The sequence below is a fragment of the Tepidiphilus margaritifer DSM 15129 genome (assembly GCF_000425565.1).
Classification (GTDB): domain Bacteria; phylum Pseudomonadota; class Gammaproteobacteria; order Burkholderiales; family Rhodocyclaceae; genus Tepidiphilus; species Tepidiphilus margaritifer.
In genome coordinates, this window is the sequence record NZ_AUDR01000014.1 from 270,959 (window position 1) to 290,776 (window position 19,818).

The window sequence follows — 19,818 nt, forward strand, 5'->3', positions numbered from 1 at the left end:
CGGCGCACCCCTTGATCCTGCGGGAGACGCCATGAGCTTCACTCCCCCGTCCGCGGCCCCCGCGGACCCCCGGCGCGACATCATCGCGCTTGCTACCCGGCCACCCGAGCCGGACTGCGTACCGGCCCGAGTCGACGAGGCTACCTTGCCTGCCGAACTCTTGCCGCGCATCGAAGGTTTGGCCACCGAGCTCGCCCGGGCGTTGCGCGAGCGCCAGCGAAAGCAGGGCGGCGTGGCCGCGCTGATGGCCGAATTCAGCCTCTCAAGTCGTGAGGGCGTGGCGCTCATGTGCCTGGCCGAGGCGCTGTTGCGCATCCCCGACGTCGCCACGCGCGATGCGCTCATCCGCGACAAGCTCGCCCGTGGACAATGGCGCGAGCATCTGGGTCGCAGCCGCTCGATCTTCGTGAACGCCGCTGCCTGGGGCCTGGTCGTCACCGGCAAGCTCGTCGCCCTCGCCGAGGAAAAGGCACTCTCCTCCGCACTCACGCGCCTGCTCGCGCGCGGCGGCGAGCCCCTGGTGCGCAAAGGGCTGGACGTGGCCATGCGCCTGCTGGGCGAGACCTTCGTCACCGGCCGCACGATCGAAGAAGCGCTCGAGCGCGTGCAACCGCTCGAACAGAAAGGATTCCGTTACTCCTTCGACATGCTGGGCGAAGCGGCGATGACGGCGCAGGACGCCGCGCGTTATCTGGCCGATTACGAACACGCCATCCACGCCATCGGCCGGCGCGATGCCGGACGCGGCGTGGTCGACGGCAACGGCATCTCGGTGAAGCTGAGCGCCCTGCACCCGCGCTATCACTGGTCGCAGCCCGACCGTGTGCTCGCCGAGCTGCTGCCGCGCCTGCTGCAGCTGTGCCACCTCGCCAAGCGCTACGACATTGGACTCAACATCGACGCCGAGGAAGCCGACCGGCTCGAACTCTCGCTCGACCTGCTGGATGCGGCGCTCACCGATCCCGAGCTCGCCGGCTGGCAAGGGCTCGGATTCGTCGTGCAGGCGTACCAGAAACGCGCCCCTTTCGTCATCGACTGGGTGGTGGCCCGGGCCCGTGCGCGCGAGCGCCGGCTGATGATCCGTCTCGTCAAAGGCGCCTACTGGGACAGCGAGATCAAACGCGCCCAGGTCGACGGGCTCACGGGCTATCCCGTCTATACGCGCAAGGTCTACACCGACGTTTCCTATCTCGCCTGCGCCAAACGGCTGCTCGCCGCGCGCGACGTGATCTATCCCCAATTCGCCACGCACAACGCTCATACGCTCGCGGCGGTCTTTCACCTGGCCGGCGAGCGCTGGCAGCCGGGCGATTACGAATTCCAATGCCTGCACGGCATGGGCGAGCCGCTCTACGAGTCGCTCGTCGGACACCCCGAGCGCCACCGACAGGTACGCATCTATGCGCCAGTGGGTAGCCACGAGACGCTGCTGCCCTACCTCGTGCGCCGCCTGCTGGAAAACGGCGCCAACACCAGTTTCGTCAACCGCATCGCCGCCGACGTGCCCCTGGAGACCCTGATCGCCGACCCGGTGGCGCGCGCCCGGGCGCTGGGCGGTGCGCCGCACCCCAACATTCCCGTGCCGCCCGAGCTCTTCGCGCCGCAGCGGCGCAATTCGCTGGGACTCGATCTCGCCGATCGCCCCACCCAGCGCCGGCTCGCGGCCCGCATCGCCGCCGAGGACACGATCCGGCGCACGGCCGCCCCGCTCGTGGGGGGAACGGTGCGCGAAGGAGCCGTCGGGCTGCCCTGCCGCAACCCGGCCGACAGGTCCGACCTGCTCGGCGAGGCGATCGAAGCCGGCGAACCGGCGATCGAGGCGGCCCTCGAGATCGCCGCCCGTGCCCGCTGGGGCGAAACCCCGCCGCCGGAGCGCGCCCGACGACTCGAGGCGGCAGCCGATGCCCTCGAAGCCCATACCGATGCGCTGCTTGCCCTCATCGTGCGCGAGGCCGGCAAGACCTGGGCCGATGCCGTGGGTGAGATCCGCGAGGCGGTCGATTTCTGCCGCTATTACGCCGCCGAGATCCGTCGCCTCGCCACCGAAGCGCCCGAGCTCCAACCCTTGGGGCCCGTGGTGTGCATCAGCCCGTGGAACTTTCCCTTGTCCATCTTCATCGGCCAGATCGCCGCGGCGCTCGCGGCGGGCAACGCCGTGCTCGCCAAACCCGCCGAGCAGACGCCGCTCACCGCCTTCGAGGCCGTGCGGCTGCTGCACGAATCGGGCATCCCCGGCGAAGCGCTGCAGCTGCTGCCGGGACGCGGCGAGACGGTGGGCGCACGCCTAGTGGCCGACCCGCGCATCCGTGGCGTGATGTTCACCGGTTCCACCGCCGTGGCGCGTGCCATCCAGCGCACGCTCGCCGGGCGTGAGGAAGAAGTGCCGCTCATCGCCGAGACCGGCGGGCTCAATGCGATGATCGTCGACTCGAGCGCCCTCACCGAGCAGGTGGTGGCCGACGCGATCACTTCCGCTTTCGACTCGGCCGGACAACGCTGTTCGGCCCTGCGCGTGCTCTGTCTGCAGGAAGAAATCGCCGACAAGACCCTGACCATGCTGCTCGGGGCCCTGCGCGAGCTGCGCCTGGGCGATCCACGGGACCTGCGCACCGACGTCGGCCCCGTGATCGACGCCGAAGCCCAAGCCGCGCTCGAAGCGCACGTCGAGCGCATGGCCCGCGCCGGCCATCGTGTCCATCGCCTGGAGCCGCCGCCGGCCTGCGCCGCCGGCACCTTCGTCGCCCCCACCATGATCGAGATCGACCGCATCGAGGACATAGGCGGCGAGCACTTCGGCCCCATCCTGCACGTGAAGCGCTTCCGCGCCGAAGCGCTCGACGCCCTGCTCGACGAGATCTCCGCCACGGGCTACGGGCTGACGATGGGCGTGCACAGCCGCATCGACGCCACCGTAGACTTCGTCGCCCGGCGCGCCCACGTCGGCAACCTCTACGTCAATCGCACCATCATCGGTGCCGCAGTGGGCGTGCAGCCTTTCGGCGGCGAGGGGCTCTCGGGCACCGGCCCCAAGGCCGGCGGGCCGCTCTACCTGCTGCGGCTGCTCGCGCGCGCCCCGGAGCCGCGCTTTCCCCAGGCCCGGCTCCTGCACGAACCTCCAGACTTGGGCCCGCTGCGCGACTGGCTGGAAGCCCGTGGCGAAGCGCTCTTCGGCACCGAAACGAGGCAGCGGCTCCTCGAAACGCTGGAAGCCTGGCGCGGACGCTCGCTCGTCGGCAAGGAATTGCTCTTGCCCGGTCCAACGGGAGAGGAGAATCGCCTGCGCTTCCTGCCGCGCCATCTCATCGGCGGCTTCGCCACCACGCCCGAGGGCTACGCCGGCCAGATCGTGACGGCGTTCGCCAACGGCGCCCCGCTCGTGCTGCCCGCAAACCCGCAGACCGAGCGCATCCGGCACGACCTGCCGGCTTCCCTGCAAGCCCGCTGCCGCCTGAGCGAAGACCTGCTCGCCGAACCCATCGATTTGCTGCTCTTCGAGGGGGAAGCCGCGCTCGCCGCCCTGTGGCGCAGGCGGCTTGCCGAGCGTCCCGGGCCGATCGTGCCGCTGCTCACTCCGCCCTACCGCCCCGAGCGGCTGATCCATGAGCGCAGCCTCAGCATCAACACGGCCGCGGTGGGCGGCAACGCGAGCCTCATGACGCTGGAGGATTGAGGCGGGAAAACCCCAATAGGCAGGCAGCGCGGCGCACGCTATCCTTCGCGCCGCACCCCCTCCGAGCGCCGTTCTTACCCACACCGAGAAAGGAGACTCCGATGACTCCGCTGCGCACCCTCGCCCTCGCCGCCGGCCTTGCCGCACCGCTCCTTGCCCATGCCGACTGGCTGGTGGGCGTGGCCGGCCCCTTCACCGGCCAATACGCCTCCGCCGGCGACCAGATCAAGAAAGGGGCGGAAGCGGCCGCCGCCGACATCAACGCCAAGGGCGGCGTGCTCGGGCAGAAGATCAAGCTCGAATACGGCGACGACGCCTGCGATCCCAAACAGGCCGTGGCCGTGGCCAACGCCCTCGTGAACAAAAAAGTGCAGTTCGTACATGGCCACTGGTGCTCCAGCTCCACCATCCCCGCCTCCGACATCTACAACGACGCCGACATCCTCATGGCCACCGTGTCGACCAACCCGCAGGTGACCGAACGCGGCCTGAAGAACATCTTCCGCATCATGGGGCGCGACGACCAGCAAGGCTCGGTGATCGGGCAATGGATCGCCAGCAAATTCAAGGACAAGAAAGTCGCCGTGCTCGACGACAAGAGCGCCTATGGCAAGGGGCTCGCCGACGAGATCGCCAAGGCGATGAAAGCCGCCGGCAAAGAGCCGGTGTTGCGTGAATCCATCACCGCCGGCGAAAAAGATTATTCCGGCATCGTCACCCGGCTGAAGAACGCCGGCGTCGACGTGCTCGCCTACGGCGGCTATCACACCGAAGTCGCGCTGCTGCTGCGCCAGGCCGATCAGGTGGGACTGCCGCTGGTCGTGGTGGGAGGCGACACCATGACCAACTCCGAACTCGTCACCGCCGCGGGCAAGCTCGCCGATCGCGTCTACTTCACGTTCACGCCTGATCCGCGCAAGAATCCGCAAGCCGCGCCCATCGTCGAGCGTTTCCGCGCCGCCAAGATCGAACCCGAGGGGTACGTGCTCTATGCCTACGCCGCCCTGCAGCTCTTCGAGCAGGCCGTGACGCAGGCCGGCGGAGTCGAGCGCGCCAAGCTCGAGCCGGTGCTGCGCAAAGGAAAATTCGACACGGCCATCGGCACACTGGAATTCGACGAAAAAGGCGATCTCAAGAAACCGGCCTTCGCCATCTACAAGTGGACCGGCGGCCGCTACGATTACGCCGAGTAAGAGATACCGGACACACGAGAGGGAGACGCCTTTGGGCTACGCGCTACAGCAGCTCATCAACGGGCTGAGCTTGGGGGCGATGTATGGTCTCATCGCCATCGGCTACACGATGGTGTACGGCATCATCGGGATGATCAACTTCGCCCACGGCGAGATCTACATGATCGGCGCCTTCCTCTCGGTGCTTACCTACGTGCTCTGCACCGCACTGGGGGTCGGGCCCACGCCGCTCGTCTTGCTCGCCATGCTCTTTGCCTCGATCACTTTCACCGCCCTCTATGGCTGGGCGGTCGAGCGCATCGCCTACCGGCCGCTGCGCGGCGCCCCGCGGCTCGCCCCCCTCATCTCCGCCATCGGCATGTCCATCTTCCTGCAGAACTACGTCCAGCTCACGCAGGGCGCGCGCATCAAGTCCGTGCCGCCGCTGTGGCAGGGAGGCGTCACACTGTGGTCGGCCGACGACTTCCGCGTCACCTTCGGCTGGGCACAGCTCACCGTGGTCCTCGTCACGTTGATCGTCATGGCCGGGTTTGCCTGGATGATCACGCGTACCGCCTTCGGCCGCCAGCAGCGCGCCTGTGAGCAGGATCCCAAAATGGCCGCCCTGTTGGGCATCGACGTCGATCGCACCATCTCGCTCACCTTCATCATCGGGGCCGCCCTGGCAGCCGTCGCCGGCGTGATGACGGTGCTGCAGTATGGCGTGATCGACTTCTCCATCGGCTTCATCGCCGGCATCAAGGCGTTCACCGCCGCCGTGCTCGGCGGCATCGGTTCCGTCCCCGGCGCGATGCTGGGGGGCCTCCTCATCGGCTTCGTCGAGGCGTTCTGGTCGGCCTACCTCTCGCCGGAATACAAGGACGTGGCCACCTTCTCCATCCTCGTGCTGGTGCTGCTCTTTCGCCCCACAGGACTGCTGGGCAAACCCGACGTGGAGAAAGTGTGATGACCGCTGCCGCACTCCCTGCACCTTCGCCGCTCGCCCTGCGCCTGCGCGATGCCCTCGTCATCACGGTGCTCGGCGGCTTGCTCGCCCTGCCCTTCATCGGACTCGTCACCGTCGAGGAGGGAGGAGCGCTCGCCGTGCGCACCCGCTGGGGCGCCTGGGCCATGACGCTCGTGGCAATCTTCCTTGGGCGCCTGGCATTTCGGGCGGCGCTCGATGCCTGGCGCAGCCGCAAGCCCTCGCACAAGAGTGCGGCCTTCTCGAGCACGGACGCCGTGCTGCGCCGGGCTGCCGGCACGAGCCTGCTGGCAGTGGCACTCCTGCTGCCGATCTTTTTTGCCGACAACCGCTATGTGATCGACACGGCCACCACCTTGGGCATCTACGTGATGCTCGGCTGGGGGCTCAACGTGGTGGTGGGGCTCGCCGGGCTGCTGGATCTGGGCTACGTCGCGTTCTACGCCGTGGGTGCCTACACCTATGCGCTGCTATCGACCCAGTTCGGCTGGAGTTTCTGGGCAGCGCTGCCGGTGGCGGGCGCCCTGGCGGCACTCTTCGGGATCCTGCTCGGTTATCCGGTGCTGCGGCTGCGCGGAGACTACCTCGCCATCGTCACCCTAGGTTTCGGCGAAATCATCCGCATCGTGCTGCTCAACTGGACCTCCTTTTCCGGGGGGCCCAACGGCATCGGCAACATTCCCCGACCCAGCTTCTTCGGGCTACCGTTCGCACGCAGCGCCGAAGGGCGCACTTTCCATGAATTCTTCGGGCTGGAATTTTCGCCCATGCACCGCTTCATCTTCCTCTACTATCTCATCGTCGCCTTGGCGCTGCTCACGCACGCCCTGGTCAGCCGCCTGCGCGTGCTGCCCACGGGGCGCGCCTGGGAGGCGCTGCGCGAAGACGAGATTGCCTGCAAAGCCCTGGGGCTCAATACCACCACCGTCAAGCTCTCGGCGTTCGCCACCGGGGCGATGCTCGCCGGCTTTGCCGGCGTCTTCTTCGCCGCCCGGCAGGGATTCATCTCGCCGGAGAGTTTCACCTTCAGCGAATCGGCCACGATCCTCGCCATCGTCGTGCTCGGCGGCATGGGGTCGCAGCTCGGCGTAGTGCTCGCCGCGGCGGTGTTGGTCGTGCTGCCGGAAGTGGGTCGCCAGTTCGCCGACTACCGCATGCTCGTCTTCGGTGCGGCCATGGTCACCATCATGGCGGTCAAACCCACGGGCCTGCTCGCGCGGCGCGAACCCACCGTGCGCTTGAATCCGTCGCGGAGCAGCGCGCCATGACGCCGCTCCTCACGGTAGACCACCTCGTGATGCGCTTCGGCGGCATCACCGCCATCGACGGGCTTTCGCTGCAGGTGCCGCACGGAGCGATCACCGCCATCATCGGCCCCAACGGAGCGGGCAAGACGACGCTCTTCAACTGCCTCACCGGTTTCTATCGCCCCAGCGCCGGCCGCATCCTGCTGCACGAGGACGACGGCAGCGAGCGCGACCTCACCCGCCTCAAGGGTCACCGCATCGCCCGCGAGGCGCGCATCGTGCGCACGTTCCAGAACATCCGCCTCTTCGGTGGCATGACGGTGCTGGAAAATTTGCTCGTGGCCCAGCATCAGGCGCTCGCGCGGGCGTCGCGTTTCGCCCTTGCCGGCTTGCTGCACACACCGGGCTATCGACGTGCCGAACGCGAGGCGATCGAACTCGCCCGGCGCTGGCTCGCCGAGCTGGGGCTCACCGCTTTTGCCGACACACCGGCCGGGGCGCTACCCTACGGCACCCAACGCCGCGTGGAAATCGCCCGTGCCCTGTGCGCGCGACCGCGCCTGCTGTGCCTGGACGAGCCGGCCGCCGGCCTCAATCCGCGCGAATCGGCCGAGCTCAAGGCGCTGCTCACGGCGCTGCGCGACGCACACGGCCTGACGCTGCTCTTCATCGAGCACGACATGAGCGTGGTGATGAACGTGTCCGATCACGTGGTGGTGATGAACTTCGGGCGCAAGATCGCCGAAGGGCCGCCCGAGGCGGTGCGCCGCGACCCCGAAGTGATCCGCGCCTATCTGGGCGAAGAAGATGAAGAGGCCGCCGATGCTTGAATTGCAGCGCGTCAGCGCCCACTACGGTCCCATCCAGGCACTGGCCGAGGTCGACCTGGTGGTGCGCGCCGGCGAAATCGTCACGCTCATCGGGGCGAACGGTGCCGGCAAATCCACCTTGATGACGACGCTCTTCGGCACTCCGCGCGCGAGCAGCGGCCGCATCCTGCTCGAGGGCGAGGACATCACGGCGCTACCGCCGCACCGCATCGCGCGCCTCGGCATGGCCCTCGTTCCGGAGGGGCGGCGCGTCTTCGCCAAAATGAGCGTCTACGAAAATCTGCTGCTGGGCGCGACGCCGCTCGAGGGAGCGCACGTCGAAGAAAACCTGCAGCGAGTTTTCTCGCTCTTTCCCGTGCTCGAGACGCGCCGTACCCAGCGTGCCGGCACGCTCTCGGGCGGCGAGCAGCAGATGCTGGCCATCGGGCGGGCGCTGATGAGCGAACCACGCCTGCTGTTGCTCGACGAACCCTCGCTGGGGCTCGCGCCGCTCGTCATCCGCACCATCTTTCGCACCATCGTCGCCCTCAACCGCGAACACGGACTCACCATCCTGCTGGTAGAGCAGAATGCCCGGCAGGCATTGAAGATCGCGCACCGCGGCTACGTGCTGCAAAACGGACGTATCGTGCTCGAAGGTAGCGGTGCCGCCCTGCTCGCCGATCCCCAGGTGCGCGCCGCCTACCTCGATGCTGCCTCATGAACGAACGCCGGCCGCTCGCCTATCTCGTCGCCGTGGGTGGGATGCTATCGATCGCCGCCGGGGCGATCTGCGCGCGCCTCACCCAGAGTGAGGGCGTGGAGTCGCTCGCCGTGGCTGCCTGGCGGCTCACCTTCGCCGCGCTCGCCGTGGCGCCGGTGGCACTCTTCTTCGACCGGGCCTCGCTGCGCGCCATGACCCTGCGGCAGCTGGCGCTCGCGCTGCTCGCCGGCACTTTCCTCGCGCTGCATTTCGCGCTGTGGATCCGCTCGCTCGCCCTGACTTCGGTCGCCTCGAGCACGGTACTGGTCACCACCAACCCCATCTGGATCGCGCTCGTTGGTTTCTTCTTCCTGCGCGAGCGATTCAACCGCACGCTGCTCGCCGGCATGGCGCTCGCACTCGCCGGCAGCCTGGCTATTTTCTGGAGCGACCGGCACACGGGTGGCGCCGATTCCCTGCGGGGCAACTTCCTCGCCCTTGCCGGCGCCTGGTGTTTTTCTTCTTATCTGCTGGTGGGCCACCGGCTGCGGGCACGACTCACGCTGCCGGCCTACGTTTTCAGCGTCTACACGAGCGCCGCGGTGCTCCTCATGCTCGCCTGCCTGCTCAGCGGCACACCTTTATCGGGTTGGTCGGTCAAGGGCTGGGAGGCGCTCCTGCTCCTTGCGCTGCTACCTCAGGTGGTGGGGCACACGGCCTACAACTGGTCGCTGCGCCACGTCTCGGCCGCCTTCGTGGCCATCGTTACCCTGGGAGAACCCGTCGGCAGCAGCCTGCTCGCCTGGCTGATATTCGACGAGCGGCTCGGCGGCCTGCAGGCGCTCGGTTTCATGCTGCTGCTCCTAGGCATCGGCCTTGCGGCGCTGGGCGAGAATCAACGCACCGCCGCCCGCGCGCTCGCTGCCCAGGAAGGGTGAAACGGGGCTACAGCCCCGCCAAGCACACCGACTTCAACTCCAGATACTCCTCCACCCCATACTTTGAGCCCTCGCGCCCGAAGCCGGACTGCTTGATGCCGCCGAAAGGCGCCGCCTCGTTCGAAGTCGAGCCGGTATTGACCCCGACCACGCCGACTTCGAGCGCCTCGGCCACGCGCAGGATGCGGCCGACATCGCGCGCGTACAGATACCCTGCCAGGCCATAGTCGGTGGCATTGGCCAGCCGCACCCCTTCCTCTTCCGTGACGAAACGCTGCAGCGGGGCCACCGGTCCGAAGATCTCCTCGTGGGCGATGCGCATCTCGGGCGTGATTCCCTCCAGCACCGTCGGCGCATAAAAAAGCCCGTGCAAGCGGCGACCCCCACACAAGAGCCGCGCCCCTTTCCCGATCGCATCGGCCACCAAGGTCTCTACCTTGACGAGCGCCGTCTCGTCGATGAGCGGCCCCACCGTCACCCCCGGCTGCCAGCCCGGTCCGACGGCGAGCTTGCCCACCTCCTCGACGTAGCGGCGCACGAACGCATCATAAATCCCCTCCTGCACCAGGATGCGGTTGGCACACACGCAGGTCTGGCCCGAATTGCGGTATTTCGAGGCGATTGCCCCCTGCACCGCGGCCTCCACGTCCGCGTCGTCGAACACGAGAAAAGGCGCGTCACCCCCGAGCTCCAGCGACAGGCGCTTGAGCGTAGCGGCGCTTTGGGCCATCAGCAGCCGCCCGACCTCGGTCGAGCCGGTGAAAGAGATCTTGCGCACGCGGGCATCGGCCGTGAGGGCCCTACCGATCGGCACCGGATCGGCGCCGGTGACCACGTTGAGCACCCCGGCCGGCATGCCCGCCTGCTCGGCGAGCCGCGCGAGCGCCAGGGCCGTGAGCGGCGTCTGCTCGGCCGGTTTCACCACCACCGTGCAGCCCACCGCCAGCGCCGGCGCCACCTTGCGCGTGATCATCGAGGCGGGGAAATTCCACGGCGTGATCGCCGCACAGACGCCCACCGGCTGACGCAGCACGAGAAAACGCCGGTCGGCCCGATTGGTGGGCACGATCTCGCCGTAGATGCGCTTTCCTTCTTCGGCGAACCACTCGACGAAAGCCGCCGCGTGCGCCACTTCGCCGCGCGCCTGCGCGAGCGGCTTGCCCTGCTCGTGCATCACCAGCTCGGCCAGCGCCTCTTGCGCCTCGCGCATCAGCCCCGCCCAGCGCGACAGCACCGCCGCTCGCTCCTGGGGCAGGCTCCGGCGCCAGGGATCGAACGCCGCCGCAGCCGCGGCGATCGCCCGTCGGGTCTCGGCTTCCCCCATGTCCGGCACTTCGGCGAGACGCTCGCCATTTGCCGGGTCGAAAACGGGGAAACGATTCCCGGAATCGGCCTCGCACCATTGCCCTCCGATCCAGGCCCGCTCGACCAGCAGCGCCTTCGCCCGCACCGCCTCCAACGACATCCTTCGCTCCTTTCCTCTTGCCCCGCGCAAATTTCTCGCCGATTCTACTCCTGCCCGCCCCCAGGAGACCCGCCGCAGGCCGCGGTGAGATAAACTTATGGCGTCATCGCCCGGGGCCCGACGTCATGAAAGAGACCCATTATCTCCAGCCGCTGCTCGAACCGCGTTCCGTCGGTATCATCGGCGCCTCCGACCGCCCGGGTTCGCTCGGGCAGACCGTCACGCGCAACATGCTGGAAGCCGGCTTTCACGGGCGGCTCTTCCTCATCAATCCCAATCACGAAACGCTCTTCGACCTGCCCTGCTACAAGTCCGTCGAAGACGTGCCACACCGGCTCGACCTGGCGGTCCTCTGTACCCGACCCGACCGGGCTCCCGGCATCGTCGAAGCCTGTGGCCGGGCGGGAGTCAAGGCCATCGTCGTGCTCAGCTCCGGCTTCTCCGAATCCGGACCACGCGGCAGCTACCTCGAGCGACAGATCATCGAGATCGCCCGGCGCTACAAGATGCGCGTGCTCGGACCCAACTGTCTCGGGCTCGTGCGCCCCAGCATCGGGCTCAACGCCACCTTTGCCCATGCCTCGGCCATCAAGGGGTCCATCGGGCTCGTGTCGCAGTCGGGCGCGCTGTGCGCCGCCGTGCTCGACTGGGCCAAGCCCAATGGCGTGGGCTTTTCCGCCGTCGTGTCGCTGGGGGTGTCGGCCGACGTCGATTTCGGCGACGTCCTCGACTTTCTCGCCACCGACCACCGCACCGAATCCATCATTCTCTATATCGAAGGGATCCGCAACGCGCGCCGTTTCATGAGCGCGCTGCGCGCCGCCGCCCGGGTCAAACCGGTACTGGTATTGAAGGCCGGGCGCCACCCCGAAATCATGCGCGCCATTTTGGTGCATAGCGGCAACCAGCCCGGCAACGACGCCGTGTTCGATGCCGCCCTGCGCCGCTCCGGCGTGATTCGCATCTACAACATCAGCCAGCTCTACGCCGCCGCCACGGCCCTCTTCGCCCGCCTCCGTCCACGGGGCAACCGGCTCGCCATCATCACCAACGGCGGCGGCCTGGGCGCGATGGCGGCCGACCGCGCCACCGATCTGAAAATCCCCTTGGCCGAACTCAGCAACGACACCCTCGGGCGGCTCAACGCCTTCCTGCCCGAATCCTGGTCACACGGCAACCCGCTCGACATCCTGGGCGATGCCGACGCCGAACGCTACCGCAAGACATTCCAGATCGTGCTCGAATCGCCCGAAGTCGACGGCGTGCTCGTCATCCTCACGCCGCAGGCCATGACCGATTCCACCGCCGTGGCCGAGGCGATCATCGAAGAAGAAAAGCACGCCGAAAAGCCCGTAGTCACCTGCTGGCTCGGACAGGAGCTCGTCGAAGAGGCACGGCAGAAATTCATCGCCGCCGGCATCCCCACGTTCGAGTCGCCCGAGCCTGCGGTCGAGCTCTTCTCGCACGTCTCCTCCTATTACCGCAACCAGAAACTCCTCGCCCAAACGCCGGCCCCTTTGTCGCACCACGAACCGCCGCGCGTGGAAAATGCGCAACTCGTCATCGAAACGGCGCTCTCCGAGCGGCGCAATCGCCTCAACGAAATGGAATCGAAGGCGATCCTTTCCGCCTTCCACATTCCCATCGCCCAGACGGTAGTCGCGCGCAGCGTCACCGAAGCCATGGTGCTCGCCGAAGAGCTGGGCTTGCCCGTGGCGATGAAGATCGATTCCCCCTCGGTGATCGACAAGGCCGACTCGGGCGGCGTGCGCCTGAACCTCGGCTCCTTGGCCGCGGTCCGTACCGCCTATCAGGAGATCATCGCCGACGTCAAGAAGAACGTGCCCGATGCGATCATCAACGGCGTGGCCATCGAACCGATGGTCATCAAGCGCCATGGGCGGGAATTGGCGATCCGTGTACGCCGGGATCCCATTTTCGGCCCCGTGATCCTCTTCGGTGAGGGCGGCAGGCGCGTCGGCATGGAAGAAGACATGAGCGTGGCCCTGCCCCCCCTGAACGGCTTTCTCGCCCAGGATCTCGTGCGCAACAGCCGGGTTTTCCCTATGCTGAAAGAATACCGGAACATGCCGGCGATCGCCTTCGACAAGCTCGAGCAGGTGTTGCTGCGCGTCTCCGAGATGGTGTGCGAACTCCCCTGGATCGACTATCTCAGCATCAATCCGCTGGTGGTCGACGATCAGGACGCCATCGCCCTGGATGCCAAGATCACCATCCAACCCATCAATCCCTCGGCGGATCGCTACGACCACATGGCGATCCACCCCTACCCCTCACACCTCATCCAAACCTGGACTCTGGGTGACGGCACCCAGATCACCATTCGTCCCATCCGCCCCGAAGATGCCGAGCTCGAGGCCGACTTCGTGCGCCGTCTCTCGCCCGAGACCAAGTACTTCCGCTTCATGACCACGCTCAACGAGCTGCCCCCGCCCATGCTCGCGCGGCTCACCCAGATCGACTACGATCGAGAGATGGCCTTCATCGCCGTCGCCAAAGACAAGAACGGCAAGGAGATCGAACTGGGCGTGTCCCGCTATGCCGTGAATCCCGACGGTGAATCCTGTGAGTTCGCCATCGTCGTCGATGACGAATGGCAGGGGCGGGGGCTCGCCCGCCGCCTCATGCAGATCCTCATCGAAACGGCCCGCAGCCGGGGCCTGAAATACATGACCGGCGTCTTTCTTGCCAACAACGAGCGCATGTTGCGTTTCGTGCAAAGCCTCGGCTTCACCCTCACCGACGACCCCGAAGACCGCACCATCAAGAAAGGCATCCTGCCGCTGCAAGGTTCCTGACCATGCCCGCCGTCCACATCGACACCCACCGCCTCGGCGAACTCCCGGCGCTCACCCTCTCGTTGGGCGAAGCCCGCGCCACCCTCACCCCGTTCGGCGCCCAGGTCCTCTCCTGGATCCCCGAAGACGGCCAGGAACGGCTCTATCTGAGCGAATCCGCCGCCCTCACCGGAGCGCAGCCCATTCGCGGCGGCATCCCCATCATTTTTCCCCAATTCGGCACGCTCGGCTCCGGAGCGCGCCACGGCTTCGCCCGCACCCACTCTTGGCGCATCGACGAGACACGCCAGGGCGAAGACTACGTACTCGTGACCCTGCAGCTCGACCCTTCCCTGCTCGCACCCGGCGCACGCGCCACCTTCCCTCACGACTTCCTCGCCGAAGTCACCGTGCTCCTCTCCGAACGGCGCCTGGACGTGGAACTCGCCGTGCGCAATACCGGCACCGCCCCTTTCACCTTCACCGCGGCGCTACACACCTATCTGGCCGTACCCGAGATCGAGCGCAGCGCCCTGCAAGGACTGGGCGGCAGCGAATACACCGACCCGGCCGACCCCCGCCTGTGGCACGCCGAAGCGGAGAACGTCACACGACTGGAGCCGCCGCTCGACCGGCTCTACCGCGGTGGCGAACGCGTGCTCACGCTCGCCACGCCCACCCTGCGCACCGAGATCGCACAGGCCGGTTTCGGCGAGACCGTGCTCTGGAACCCGGGCGAATCCGGCCCCGCCGACCTTCCCCCCGGCGCATGGCGCCGTTTCGTCTGCATCGAGGCCGCGCAGGCGAGCGTCCCCGTGTCGCTCGAACCCGACGAGGAATGGGCCGGACGACAGGCACTCATGCTCCCCGAACGTTGACCGCCGCCGCGCCGACGGCCACAATCCGCCTTTTCCTGACAAGACGATAGCCGATGTCGACGATCGAAAACCGAATCGCCCAAGAACTGGGCGTCGCGCCGCGCCAGGTGATGGCCGCCGTGGCGCTGCTCGATGCCGGATCCACCGTCCCCTTCATCGCCCGCTACCGCAAGGAGCTCACGGGCGGGCTCGACGACACGCAGCTGCGCCAGCTCGAAGAGCGTCTGGGCTACCTGCGCGAACTCGAAGCACGCCGCGAAGCGATTCGCTCCTCCATCGCCGGGCAAGGCAAGCTCACCGCCGAACTCGACGAAAAGCTGCGCGCCGCCGACACCAAACAGGCACTCGAAGACCTCTACCTCCCTTATCGTCCCAAACGGCGCACCAAGGCCATGATCGCCCGCGAGGCGGGGCTGGAGCCACTCGCCGACGCGCTCGCCAGCGACCCGCTCGCCGAACCGGAAGCGCTCGCCGCCGCTTACCTCAACCCGGAAGCGGGTTTTGCCGACGTCAAGGCCGTGCTCGAGGGGGCGCGCCAGATCCTCGCCGAACGCTACGCCGAAGACGCCGATCTGCTCGCCGAGCTGCGCGCCCTCTTCGAGCACGAAGCCCACGTCCATAGCCGCGTCGTCGAGGGCAAGGAAACGGAAGGCGCCAAGTTCCGCGACTGGTTCGACCACCACGAGCCGATCGCCGCCATCCCCTCGCACCGGGCGCTCGCCCTGCTGCGCGGGCGCAACGAGGGCGTGCTGCGGCTCAGCGTCGACGTCCCCCACGACGAAGATCGTCCCCACCCCGCGCTCGCCGTCATGGCACGCCGCTACGGCCTGGCCGACCAGGGGCGCCCCGCCGACCGCTGGCGGCTCGACACCGCCCGCTGGGCCTGGGCGACCAAGCTCTCGGTCCACCTCGAACTCGACGCCCTCAACCGCATGCGCGAGCGCGCCGGCGAGGAAGCGATCCGCGTCTTTGGGCGCAACCTCAAAGAACTGCTCCTCGCCGCCCCGGCCGGCGCCCGCGTGACGATGGGCATCGACCCGGGCATCCGCACCGGCATCAAGGTTGCCGTGGTCGACGCCACCGGCCGCGTGATCGCCACCGACACCCTCTACCCCTTCGAGCCGCGGCGCCACTACGAGCCGACGATCGCCGCGCTCGCCGAGCTCATCGCCCGGCACGGCGTCGAACTCATCGCCATCGGCAACGGCACCGCCAGCCGCGAGACCGAACGCCTCGTCGCCGAGTGCCTGGCGCGCCACCCCGAGCTGCGGGCGCAGAAAGTGGTCGTCTCGGAAGCCGGCGCCTCGGTCTACTCCGCCTCCGAGCTCGCCTCCCAGGAACTCCCCGAGCTCGACGTCTCCCTGCGCGGTGCCGTCTCCATCGCCCGCCGCCTGCAGGATCCGCTCGCCGAACTCGTCAAGATCGACCCCAAGTCGATCGGCATCGGCCAGTATCAGCACGATCTCGACGCGACGCAGCTGTCACGCACGCTGGATGCCGTGGTCGAGGATTGCGTCAACGCCGTCGGCGTCGACCTCAACACCGCCAGCCCCGCGCTGCTCGCCCGCGTCTCGGGGCTCAACCGCAGTATCGCCGAAGAGATCGTCGCCTGGCGCCAGCGCCACGGCGGATTTCGCCGGCGCGAACAACTGCGTGAGGTCCCGCGCATCGGCCCCCGCACCTTCGAGCAAGCCGCCGGATTCCTGCGCATCCCCGAAGGGGACGACCCGCTGGACGCCTCCGCCGTGCACCCCGAAGCCTACCCCGTGGTGCGCAAAATCCTCCAACGCATCGGCAAGGACGTGCGCGAAGTCCTCGGCCAGCGCGCCCTCATCGAAACGCTCGACCCGGCCGAATTCACCGACGAGCGCTTCGGCTTACCCACCGTGCGCGACATCCTCGCCGAGCTCGTCAAGCCGGGGCGTGACCCGCGGCCGGAATTTCGCACCGCCCGCTTCGCCGAAGGAATCGAGACGCTTGAAGACCTCCGCCCCGGCCAATGGCTCGAAGCCGTGGTCACCAACGTCACCAATTTCGGCGCATTCATCGACATCGGCGTGCATCAGGATGGTCTCGCGCACGTCTCCGAACTCTCCGAGCGCTTCGTGCGCGACCCGCACGAGGTCGTCAAACCAGGGCAAATCGTGCGCGTACGCGTGCTCGAAGTCGACCTCGAGCGGCGCCGCATCGCCCTGTCGCTGAAAAAAGACCGTACCGAAGCGGCCCCGACGGCCAAGCCGCGCGCCGAACCCGCCGACAAGGAAGCGCGTCGCCCCGCCAAGGCGGCCAAACCCGCCAAACCCGGCCGGCGCGAATCCCCCGCCCCCGAGAGCGCCCTCGCCCAGGCGCTCGCCCGCGCCCTGGAACGCTGAGGTTCGCCATGCACGACGCCGTCCAACCCTTCCTCATCGACAACGCCGACATCCGCGGCGCCCACGTCCGCCTGGTCGACGCCTGGCAAGGCATCGTCGCGCGCCGCAACGATCCCCCCGCCGTGCAGCGCCTGCTCGGCGAACTCGCCGCCTTCGCCGCCATGATCTCCGCCCGGCTCAAGGATCCCACCCGCATCACTTTCCAGGCCCAAGGAGAAGGCCCGGTGAGCCTGCTCGTGGTCGACCTCGGCCCCGATCGCAACCTGCGTGCCTTCGCCCGCTACGAGGGCGAGCGGGCGCCGCGGCCCGATGCTGGCGCGCGCGAGCTCCTGGGTGCAGCCCAGCTGCAGATGGTGCTCGACCTCCCGGTCTCGAAAGAGCCCTACGTGAGCATCGTTCCCTGGAGCGGCCAGACGCTACGCGACACACTGGAATCCTTTCTCGCCCAGTCCGAGCAGCAGCCGGCGCGCCTGTGGCTTGCCGCCGACGGGCACGCCGCCGCCGGGCTATTGCTGCAAAAACTCCCCTCTGCCGACGAAAAAGACCCCGACGGCTGGAACCGACTCACCCGGCTCGCCGACACCGTCACAGCGGCCGAACTCCTTTCCCTCGACGCCCCCGAGCTCCTTTCGCGCCTCTTCCCCGAAGAAACGGTGCGCCTCTTCACGGCGCTCGGCATCACACACGAGGTCAAGCCCAACGAGGCTGCCGTAATCCGGATGCTGCGATTACTCGGCCGGGAGGAAGTCGAAGCGCAACTCGAGCGCGATGGGGAAATCCTCGTGCGCGACGAGCTCGGCGGTCTGGAATACCGTTTCACCCGCGACGATCTTCCCCGCATCTTCACCGAGGACGACGGCACCGCACCCGCCACCCGTCACTGACCGCAAAGGTTTTCATCGATCATGAGTGAAGACGTACGATTCGAGAGCGGACAATTCGAGGGCATCGTCGTGCGCTCCCCGCTCGTGAGTCCGGCACGGCTTGCCGACGTGCTGCACAAGCGCTTTGCCGGCACCGAGAGTTATTTTGGAGGAGAGCCGGCCGTGCTCGATTTCTCCGAAGTGAGCGACTGGCCCGAACAAGTCGACTGGAGCGGTCTGGTGGCTTTTTTTCGCCGTCTCGGGCTGCAACCCATCGGCGTGCGCGGCGTGCCCGAATCGTTCGACGCCGCCTTGAAGCGCCTGCACCTCGCTCAGCTCGACGCCACGGCGCTGCGCCTGGAAGCCGTACGTCGTGCCGAACCGGCCAAGACAGCCCCGGCTGCCGCGCCCGAAACCCCTGCCCCGCCCCCAGCCGACACACCACGCGCCGCGGCGCCTACCAAATTCATCGATCGGCCGGTGCGCTCCGGTCAGCAGATCTATGCGCCCGAAGGAGACGTCGTGCTCATGGCCGGCTCCAACCCTGGTGCCGAGATCATCGCTGCCGGCAGCATCCACTGCTGGGGCCCCCTGCGCGGACGGGTACTCGCCGGTGCCGGCGGCAATCTGCAAGCCCGTATCGTCGCCACCCACTTCGGCCCCGAGCTCGTCTCCATCGCCGGCATTTACCAGACGTTCGAAAACGGCCTCCCCCCGTCTATCGCAAACCGCGCCGTGCAGGTAAAATTACAAATCATTCAAGGGCAAAGCCACCTGCTCATCGAACCCATCGACACCATTTGAGAGGCTCCACACGTGCGCATCGTCGTCGTCACTTCCGGCAAAGGAGGGGTGGGCAAGACCACCACCAGTGCCGCTTTCGCCTCGGGCTTGGCGCTTCGCGGCTTCAAGACCGCCGTCATCGACTTCGACGTCGGTCTGCGCAACCTCGACCTCATCATGGGCTGCGAGCGCCGCGTCGTCTACGATTTCGTCAATGTGCTCCAAGGGGATGCCAAGCTCACCCAGGCGCTCATCAAGGACAAACACGTCGATACCCTCCACATCCTACCCGCCTCCCAGACCAAGGACAAGGATGCCCTCACCGAAGAAGGCGTGGAAAAGGTGATCAAAGAGCTCGAAACGATGGGTTTCGACTACGTCGTGTGCGATTCCCCTGCCGGGATCGAGCGCGGCGCCCTGATGGCGTTGCTCTTCGCCGACGAGGCCATCGTCGTCACCAACCCCGAAGTCTCCTCGGTGCGCGACTCCGACCGCATCCTCGGCATCCTGCAATCCAAGTCCCGCCGCGCCATGGAAGGGCGGGAGCCGGTCAAGGAGCACCTACTGGTGACGCGCTACAGCGCCAAGCGTGTCGAGGAGGGTGAAATGCTCTCCTACAAAGACATCCAGGAGCTGCTGCGCATTCCGCTCCTTGGCGTCATTCCCGAGTCCGATGCCGTATTGCAAGCCTCCAACCAAGGGGTTCCGGCGATCCACCTCAAAGGCACGGACGTCGCCGAAGCCTACGCCGACGTCGTCTCCCGATTTCTCGGCGAGGACAAACCGCTGCGTTTCGTCTCTTACGAAAAACCCAGCCTCATCAAACGTCTCTTCGGGAGCACCTGATGTCGCTGCTCACGCGCCTCTTCGGGGAAAAGAAAAAAACCGCGGCGATCGCCAAGGAGCGCCTGCAGCTCATCATCGCGCGCGAACACATCGACGGCAAGTCCTCGCCCGACTTTCTCCCCGCTTTGCAAAAAGAACTGCTCGGCGTCATCTCGAAGTACGTGAAGATCGCTCCTGAAGACATCAAGGTCCAGCTCGAGCGGCAAGACAACATCGAGATCCTCGAAGTCAACATCGTTCTCAGCGAAACCGCCTCTCCCCCGGCCCCTCAATAGGGGCAGGCTAGGGA

15 protein-coding genes are annotated in these 19,818 nt (G+C 67.3%); 14 read left to right on the forward strand and 1 reads right to left on the reverse strand.

Annotated features, from left to right (window positions below):
* Window positions 1-31 precede the first annotated feature (31 nt).
* The 7 genes from putA to H607_RS11630 all read left to right on the forward strand — a co-directional run bounded on the left by putA (window position 32) and on the right by H607_RS11630 (window position 9,524).
* Complete coding sequence (putA, locus tag H607_RS0103920) at window positions 32-3,670, forward strand: bifunctional proline dehydrogenase/L-glutamate gamma-semialdehyde dehydrogenase PutA (RefSeq protein WP_037989442.1); 3,639 nt, start codon at window positions 32-34, stop codon at window positions 3,668-3,670.
* 101 nt (window positions 3,671-3,771) lie between these two features.
* Window positions 3,772-4,863, forward strand: coding sequence for a branched-chain amino acid ABC transporter substrate-binding protein (locus H607_RS0103925; RefSeq protein ID WP_028874353.1), 1,092 nt, complete (start codon window positions 3,772-3,774; stop codon window positions 4,861-4,863).
* Window positions 4,864-4,894: 31 nt separating this feature from the next.
* A complete protein-coding gene (locus H607_RS0103930; protein ID WP_028874354.1) occupies window positions 4,895-5,809 on the forward strand; it encodes an ABC transporter permease subunit in 915 nt (304 codons plus the stop codon).
* Window positions 5,809-7,095 (forward strand): high-affinity branched-chain amino acid ABC transporter permease LivM, encoded by a 1,287-nt coding sequence (gene livM / locus H607_RS0103935; protein ID WP_028874355.1) that lies wholly within the window; start codon window positions 5,809-5,811, stop codon window positions 7,093-7,095. Before H607_RS0103930 ends, livM begins: the two co-directional genes overlap by 1 nt.
* Window positions 7,092-7,904, forward strand: coding sequence for an ABC transporter ATP-binding protein (locus H607_RS0103940; RefSeq protein WP_028874356.1), 813 nt, complete (start codon window positions 7,092-7,094; stop codon window positions 7,902-7,904). The genes livM and H607_RS0103940 overlap by 4 nt, the downstream gene beginning before the upstream one ends.
* Window positions 7,897-8,607, forward strand: a complete 711-nt coding sequence (locus tag H607_RS0103945) for an ABC transporter ATP-binding protein (RefSeq protein WP_028874357.1) — start codon at window positions 7,897-7,899, stop codon at window positions 8,605-8,607. Before H607_RS0103940 ends, H607_RS0103945 begins: the two co-directional genes overlap by 8 nt.
* Window positions 8,604-9,524, forward strand: a complete 921-nt coding sequence (locus tag H607_RS11630; protein ID WP_037989444.1) for a DMT family transporter — start codon at window positions 8,604-8,606, stop codon at window positions 9,522-9,524. Before H607_RS0103945 ends, H607_RS11630 begins: the two co-directional genes overlap by 4 nt.
* 7 nt (window positions 9,525-9,531) lie before the next feature.
* Here H607_RS11630 and H607_RS0103955 read toward each other — a convergent pair whose 3' ends face one another.
* Window positions 9,532-10,989 carry an NAD-dependent succinate-semialdehyde dehydrogenase gene (locus tag H607_RS0103955; RefSeq protein ID WP_028874358.1) on the reverse strand — a complete coding sequence of 486 codons (1,458 nt, stop codon included), beginning with the start codon at window positions 10,987-10,989 and terminating at the stop codon, window positions 9,532-9,534.
* 125 nt (window positions 10,990-11,114) lie between these two features.
* Here H607_RS0103955 and H607_RS0103960 point away from each other — a divergent pair, with 125 nt between their 5' ends.
* The 7 genes from H607_RS0103960 to minE are packed head-to-tail and all read left to right on the forward strand — an operon-like array spanning window position 11,115 to window position 19,804.
* Window positions 11,115-13,808, forward strand: a complete 2,694-nt coding sequence (locus tag H607_RS0103960) for a bifunctional acetate--CoA ligase family protein/GNAT family N-acetyltransferase (RefSeq protein ID WP_028874359.1) — start codon at window positions 11,115-11,117, stop codon at window positions 13,806-13,808.
* A 2-nt stretch (window positions 13,809-13,810) separates the two neighbouring features.
* The gene (locus H607_RS0103965; protein WP_028874360.1) at window positions 13,811-14,665 is read left to right on the forward strand and encodes a D-hexose-6-phosphate mutarotase; all 855 of its coding nucleotides are present in this window, start codon (window positions 13,811-13,813) and stop codon (window positions 14,663-14,665) included.
* A gap of 53 nt (window positions 14,666-14,718) precedes the next feature.
* Window positions 14,719-17,037 (forward strand): Tex family protein, encoded by a 2,319-nt coding sequence (locus tag H607_RS0103970; protein ID WP_028874361.1) that lies wholly within the window; start codon window positions 14,719-14,721, stop codon window positions 17,035-17,037.
* 8 nt (window positions 17,038-17,045) lie between these two features.
* Window positions 17,046-17,921: an Hsp33 family molecular chaperone HslO gene (gene hslO, locus H607_RS11635; RefSeq protein ID WP_037989445.1), complete on the forward strand. Its 876-nt coding sequence runs from the start codon at window positions 17,046-17,048 to the stop codon at window positions 17,919-17,921.
* Between the two features lie 21 nt (window positions 17,922-17,942).
* Window positions 17,943-18,704: a septum site-determining protein MinC gene (minC, locus tag H607_RS0103980; RefSeq protein WP_028874362.1), complete on the forward strand. Its 762-nt coding sequence runs from the start codon at window positions 17,943-17,945 to the stop codon at window positions 18,702-18,704.
* A 12-nt stretch (window positions 18,705-18,716) separates the two neighbouring features.
* Entirely contained in the window at window positions 18,717-19,529 is an 813-nt protein-coding gene (gene minD, locus H607_RS0103985) for a septum site-determining protein MinD (protein ID WP_028874363.1), read from the forward strand.
* The gene (gene minE / locus H607_RS0103990; protein WP_028874364.1) at window positions 19,529-19,804 is read left to right on the forward strand and encodes a cell division topological specificity factor MinE; all 276 of its coding nucleotides are present in this window, start codon (window positions 19,529-19,531) and stop codon (window positions 19,802-19,804) included. Before minD ends, minE begins: the two co-directional genes overlap by 1 nt.
* Window positions 19,805-19,818: the final 14 nt, after the last annotated feature.

Excerpts from the sequence above, each read along its gene's own strand:
- livM (WP_028874355.1), top strand. The coding sequence starts at position 5,809 with ATGACCGCTGCCGCACTCCCTGCACCTTCGCCGCTCGCCCTGCGCCTG.
- H607_RS0103965 (WP_028874360.1), top strand. The coding sequence starts at position 13,811 with ATGCCCGCCGTCCACATCGACACCCACCGCCTCGGCGAACTCCCGGCG.
- H607_RS0103955 (WP_028874358.1), bottom strand. The coding sequence starts at position 10,989 with ATGTCGTTGGAGGCGGTGCGGGCGAAGGCGCTGCTGGTCGAGCGGGCC.
- H607_RS0103960 (WP_028874359.1), top strand. The coding sequence starts at position 11,115 with ATGAAAGAGACCCATTATCTCCAGCCGCTGCTCGAACCGCGTTCCGTC.
- minC (WP_028874362.1), top strand. The coding sequence starts at position 17,943 with ATGAGTGAAGACGTACGATTCGAGAGCGGACAATTCGAGGGCATCGTC.
- H607_RS0103925 (WP_028874353.1), top strand. The coding sequence starts at position 3,772 with ATGACTCCGCTGCGCACCCTCGCCCTCGCCGCCGGCCTTGCCGCACCG.
- H607_RS0103945 (WP_028874357.1), top strand. The coding sequence starts at position 7,897 with ATGCTTGAATTGCAGCGCGTCAGCGCCCACTACGGTCCCATCCAGGCA.
- minE (WP_028874364.1), top strand. The coding sequence starts at position 19,529 with ATGTCGCTGCTCACGCGCCTCTTCGGGGAAAAGAAAAAAACCGCGGCG.
- hslO (WP_037989445.1), top strand. The coding sequence starts at position 17,046 with ATGCACGACGCCGTCCAACCCTTCCTCATCGACAACGCCGACATCCGC.
- H607_RS0103940 (WP_028874356.1), top strand. The coding sequence starts at position 7,092 with ATGACGCCGCTCCTCACGGTAGACCACCTCGTGATGCGCTTCGGCGGC.
- H607_RS0103970 (WP_028874361.1), top strand. The coding sequence starts at position 14,719 with ATGTCGACGATCGAAAACCGAATCGCCCAAGAACTGGGCGTCGCGCCG.
- putA (WP_037989442.1), top strand. The coding sequence starts at position 32 with ATGAGCTTCACTCCCCCGTCCGCGGCCCCCGCGGACCCCCGGCGCGAC.
- H607_RS11630 (WP_037989444.1), top strand. The coding sequence starts at position 8,604 with ATGAACGAACGCCGGCCGCTCGCCTATCTCGTCGCCGTGGGTGGGATG.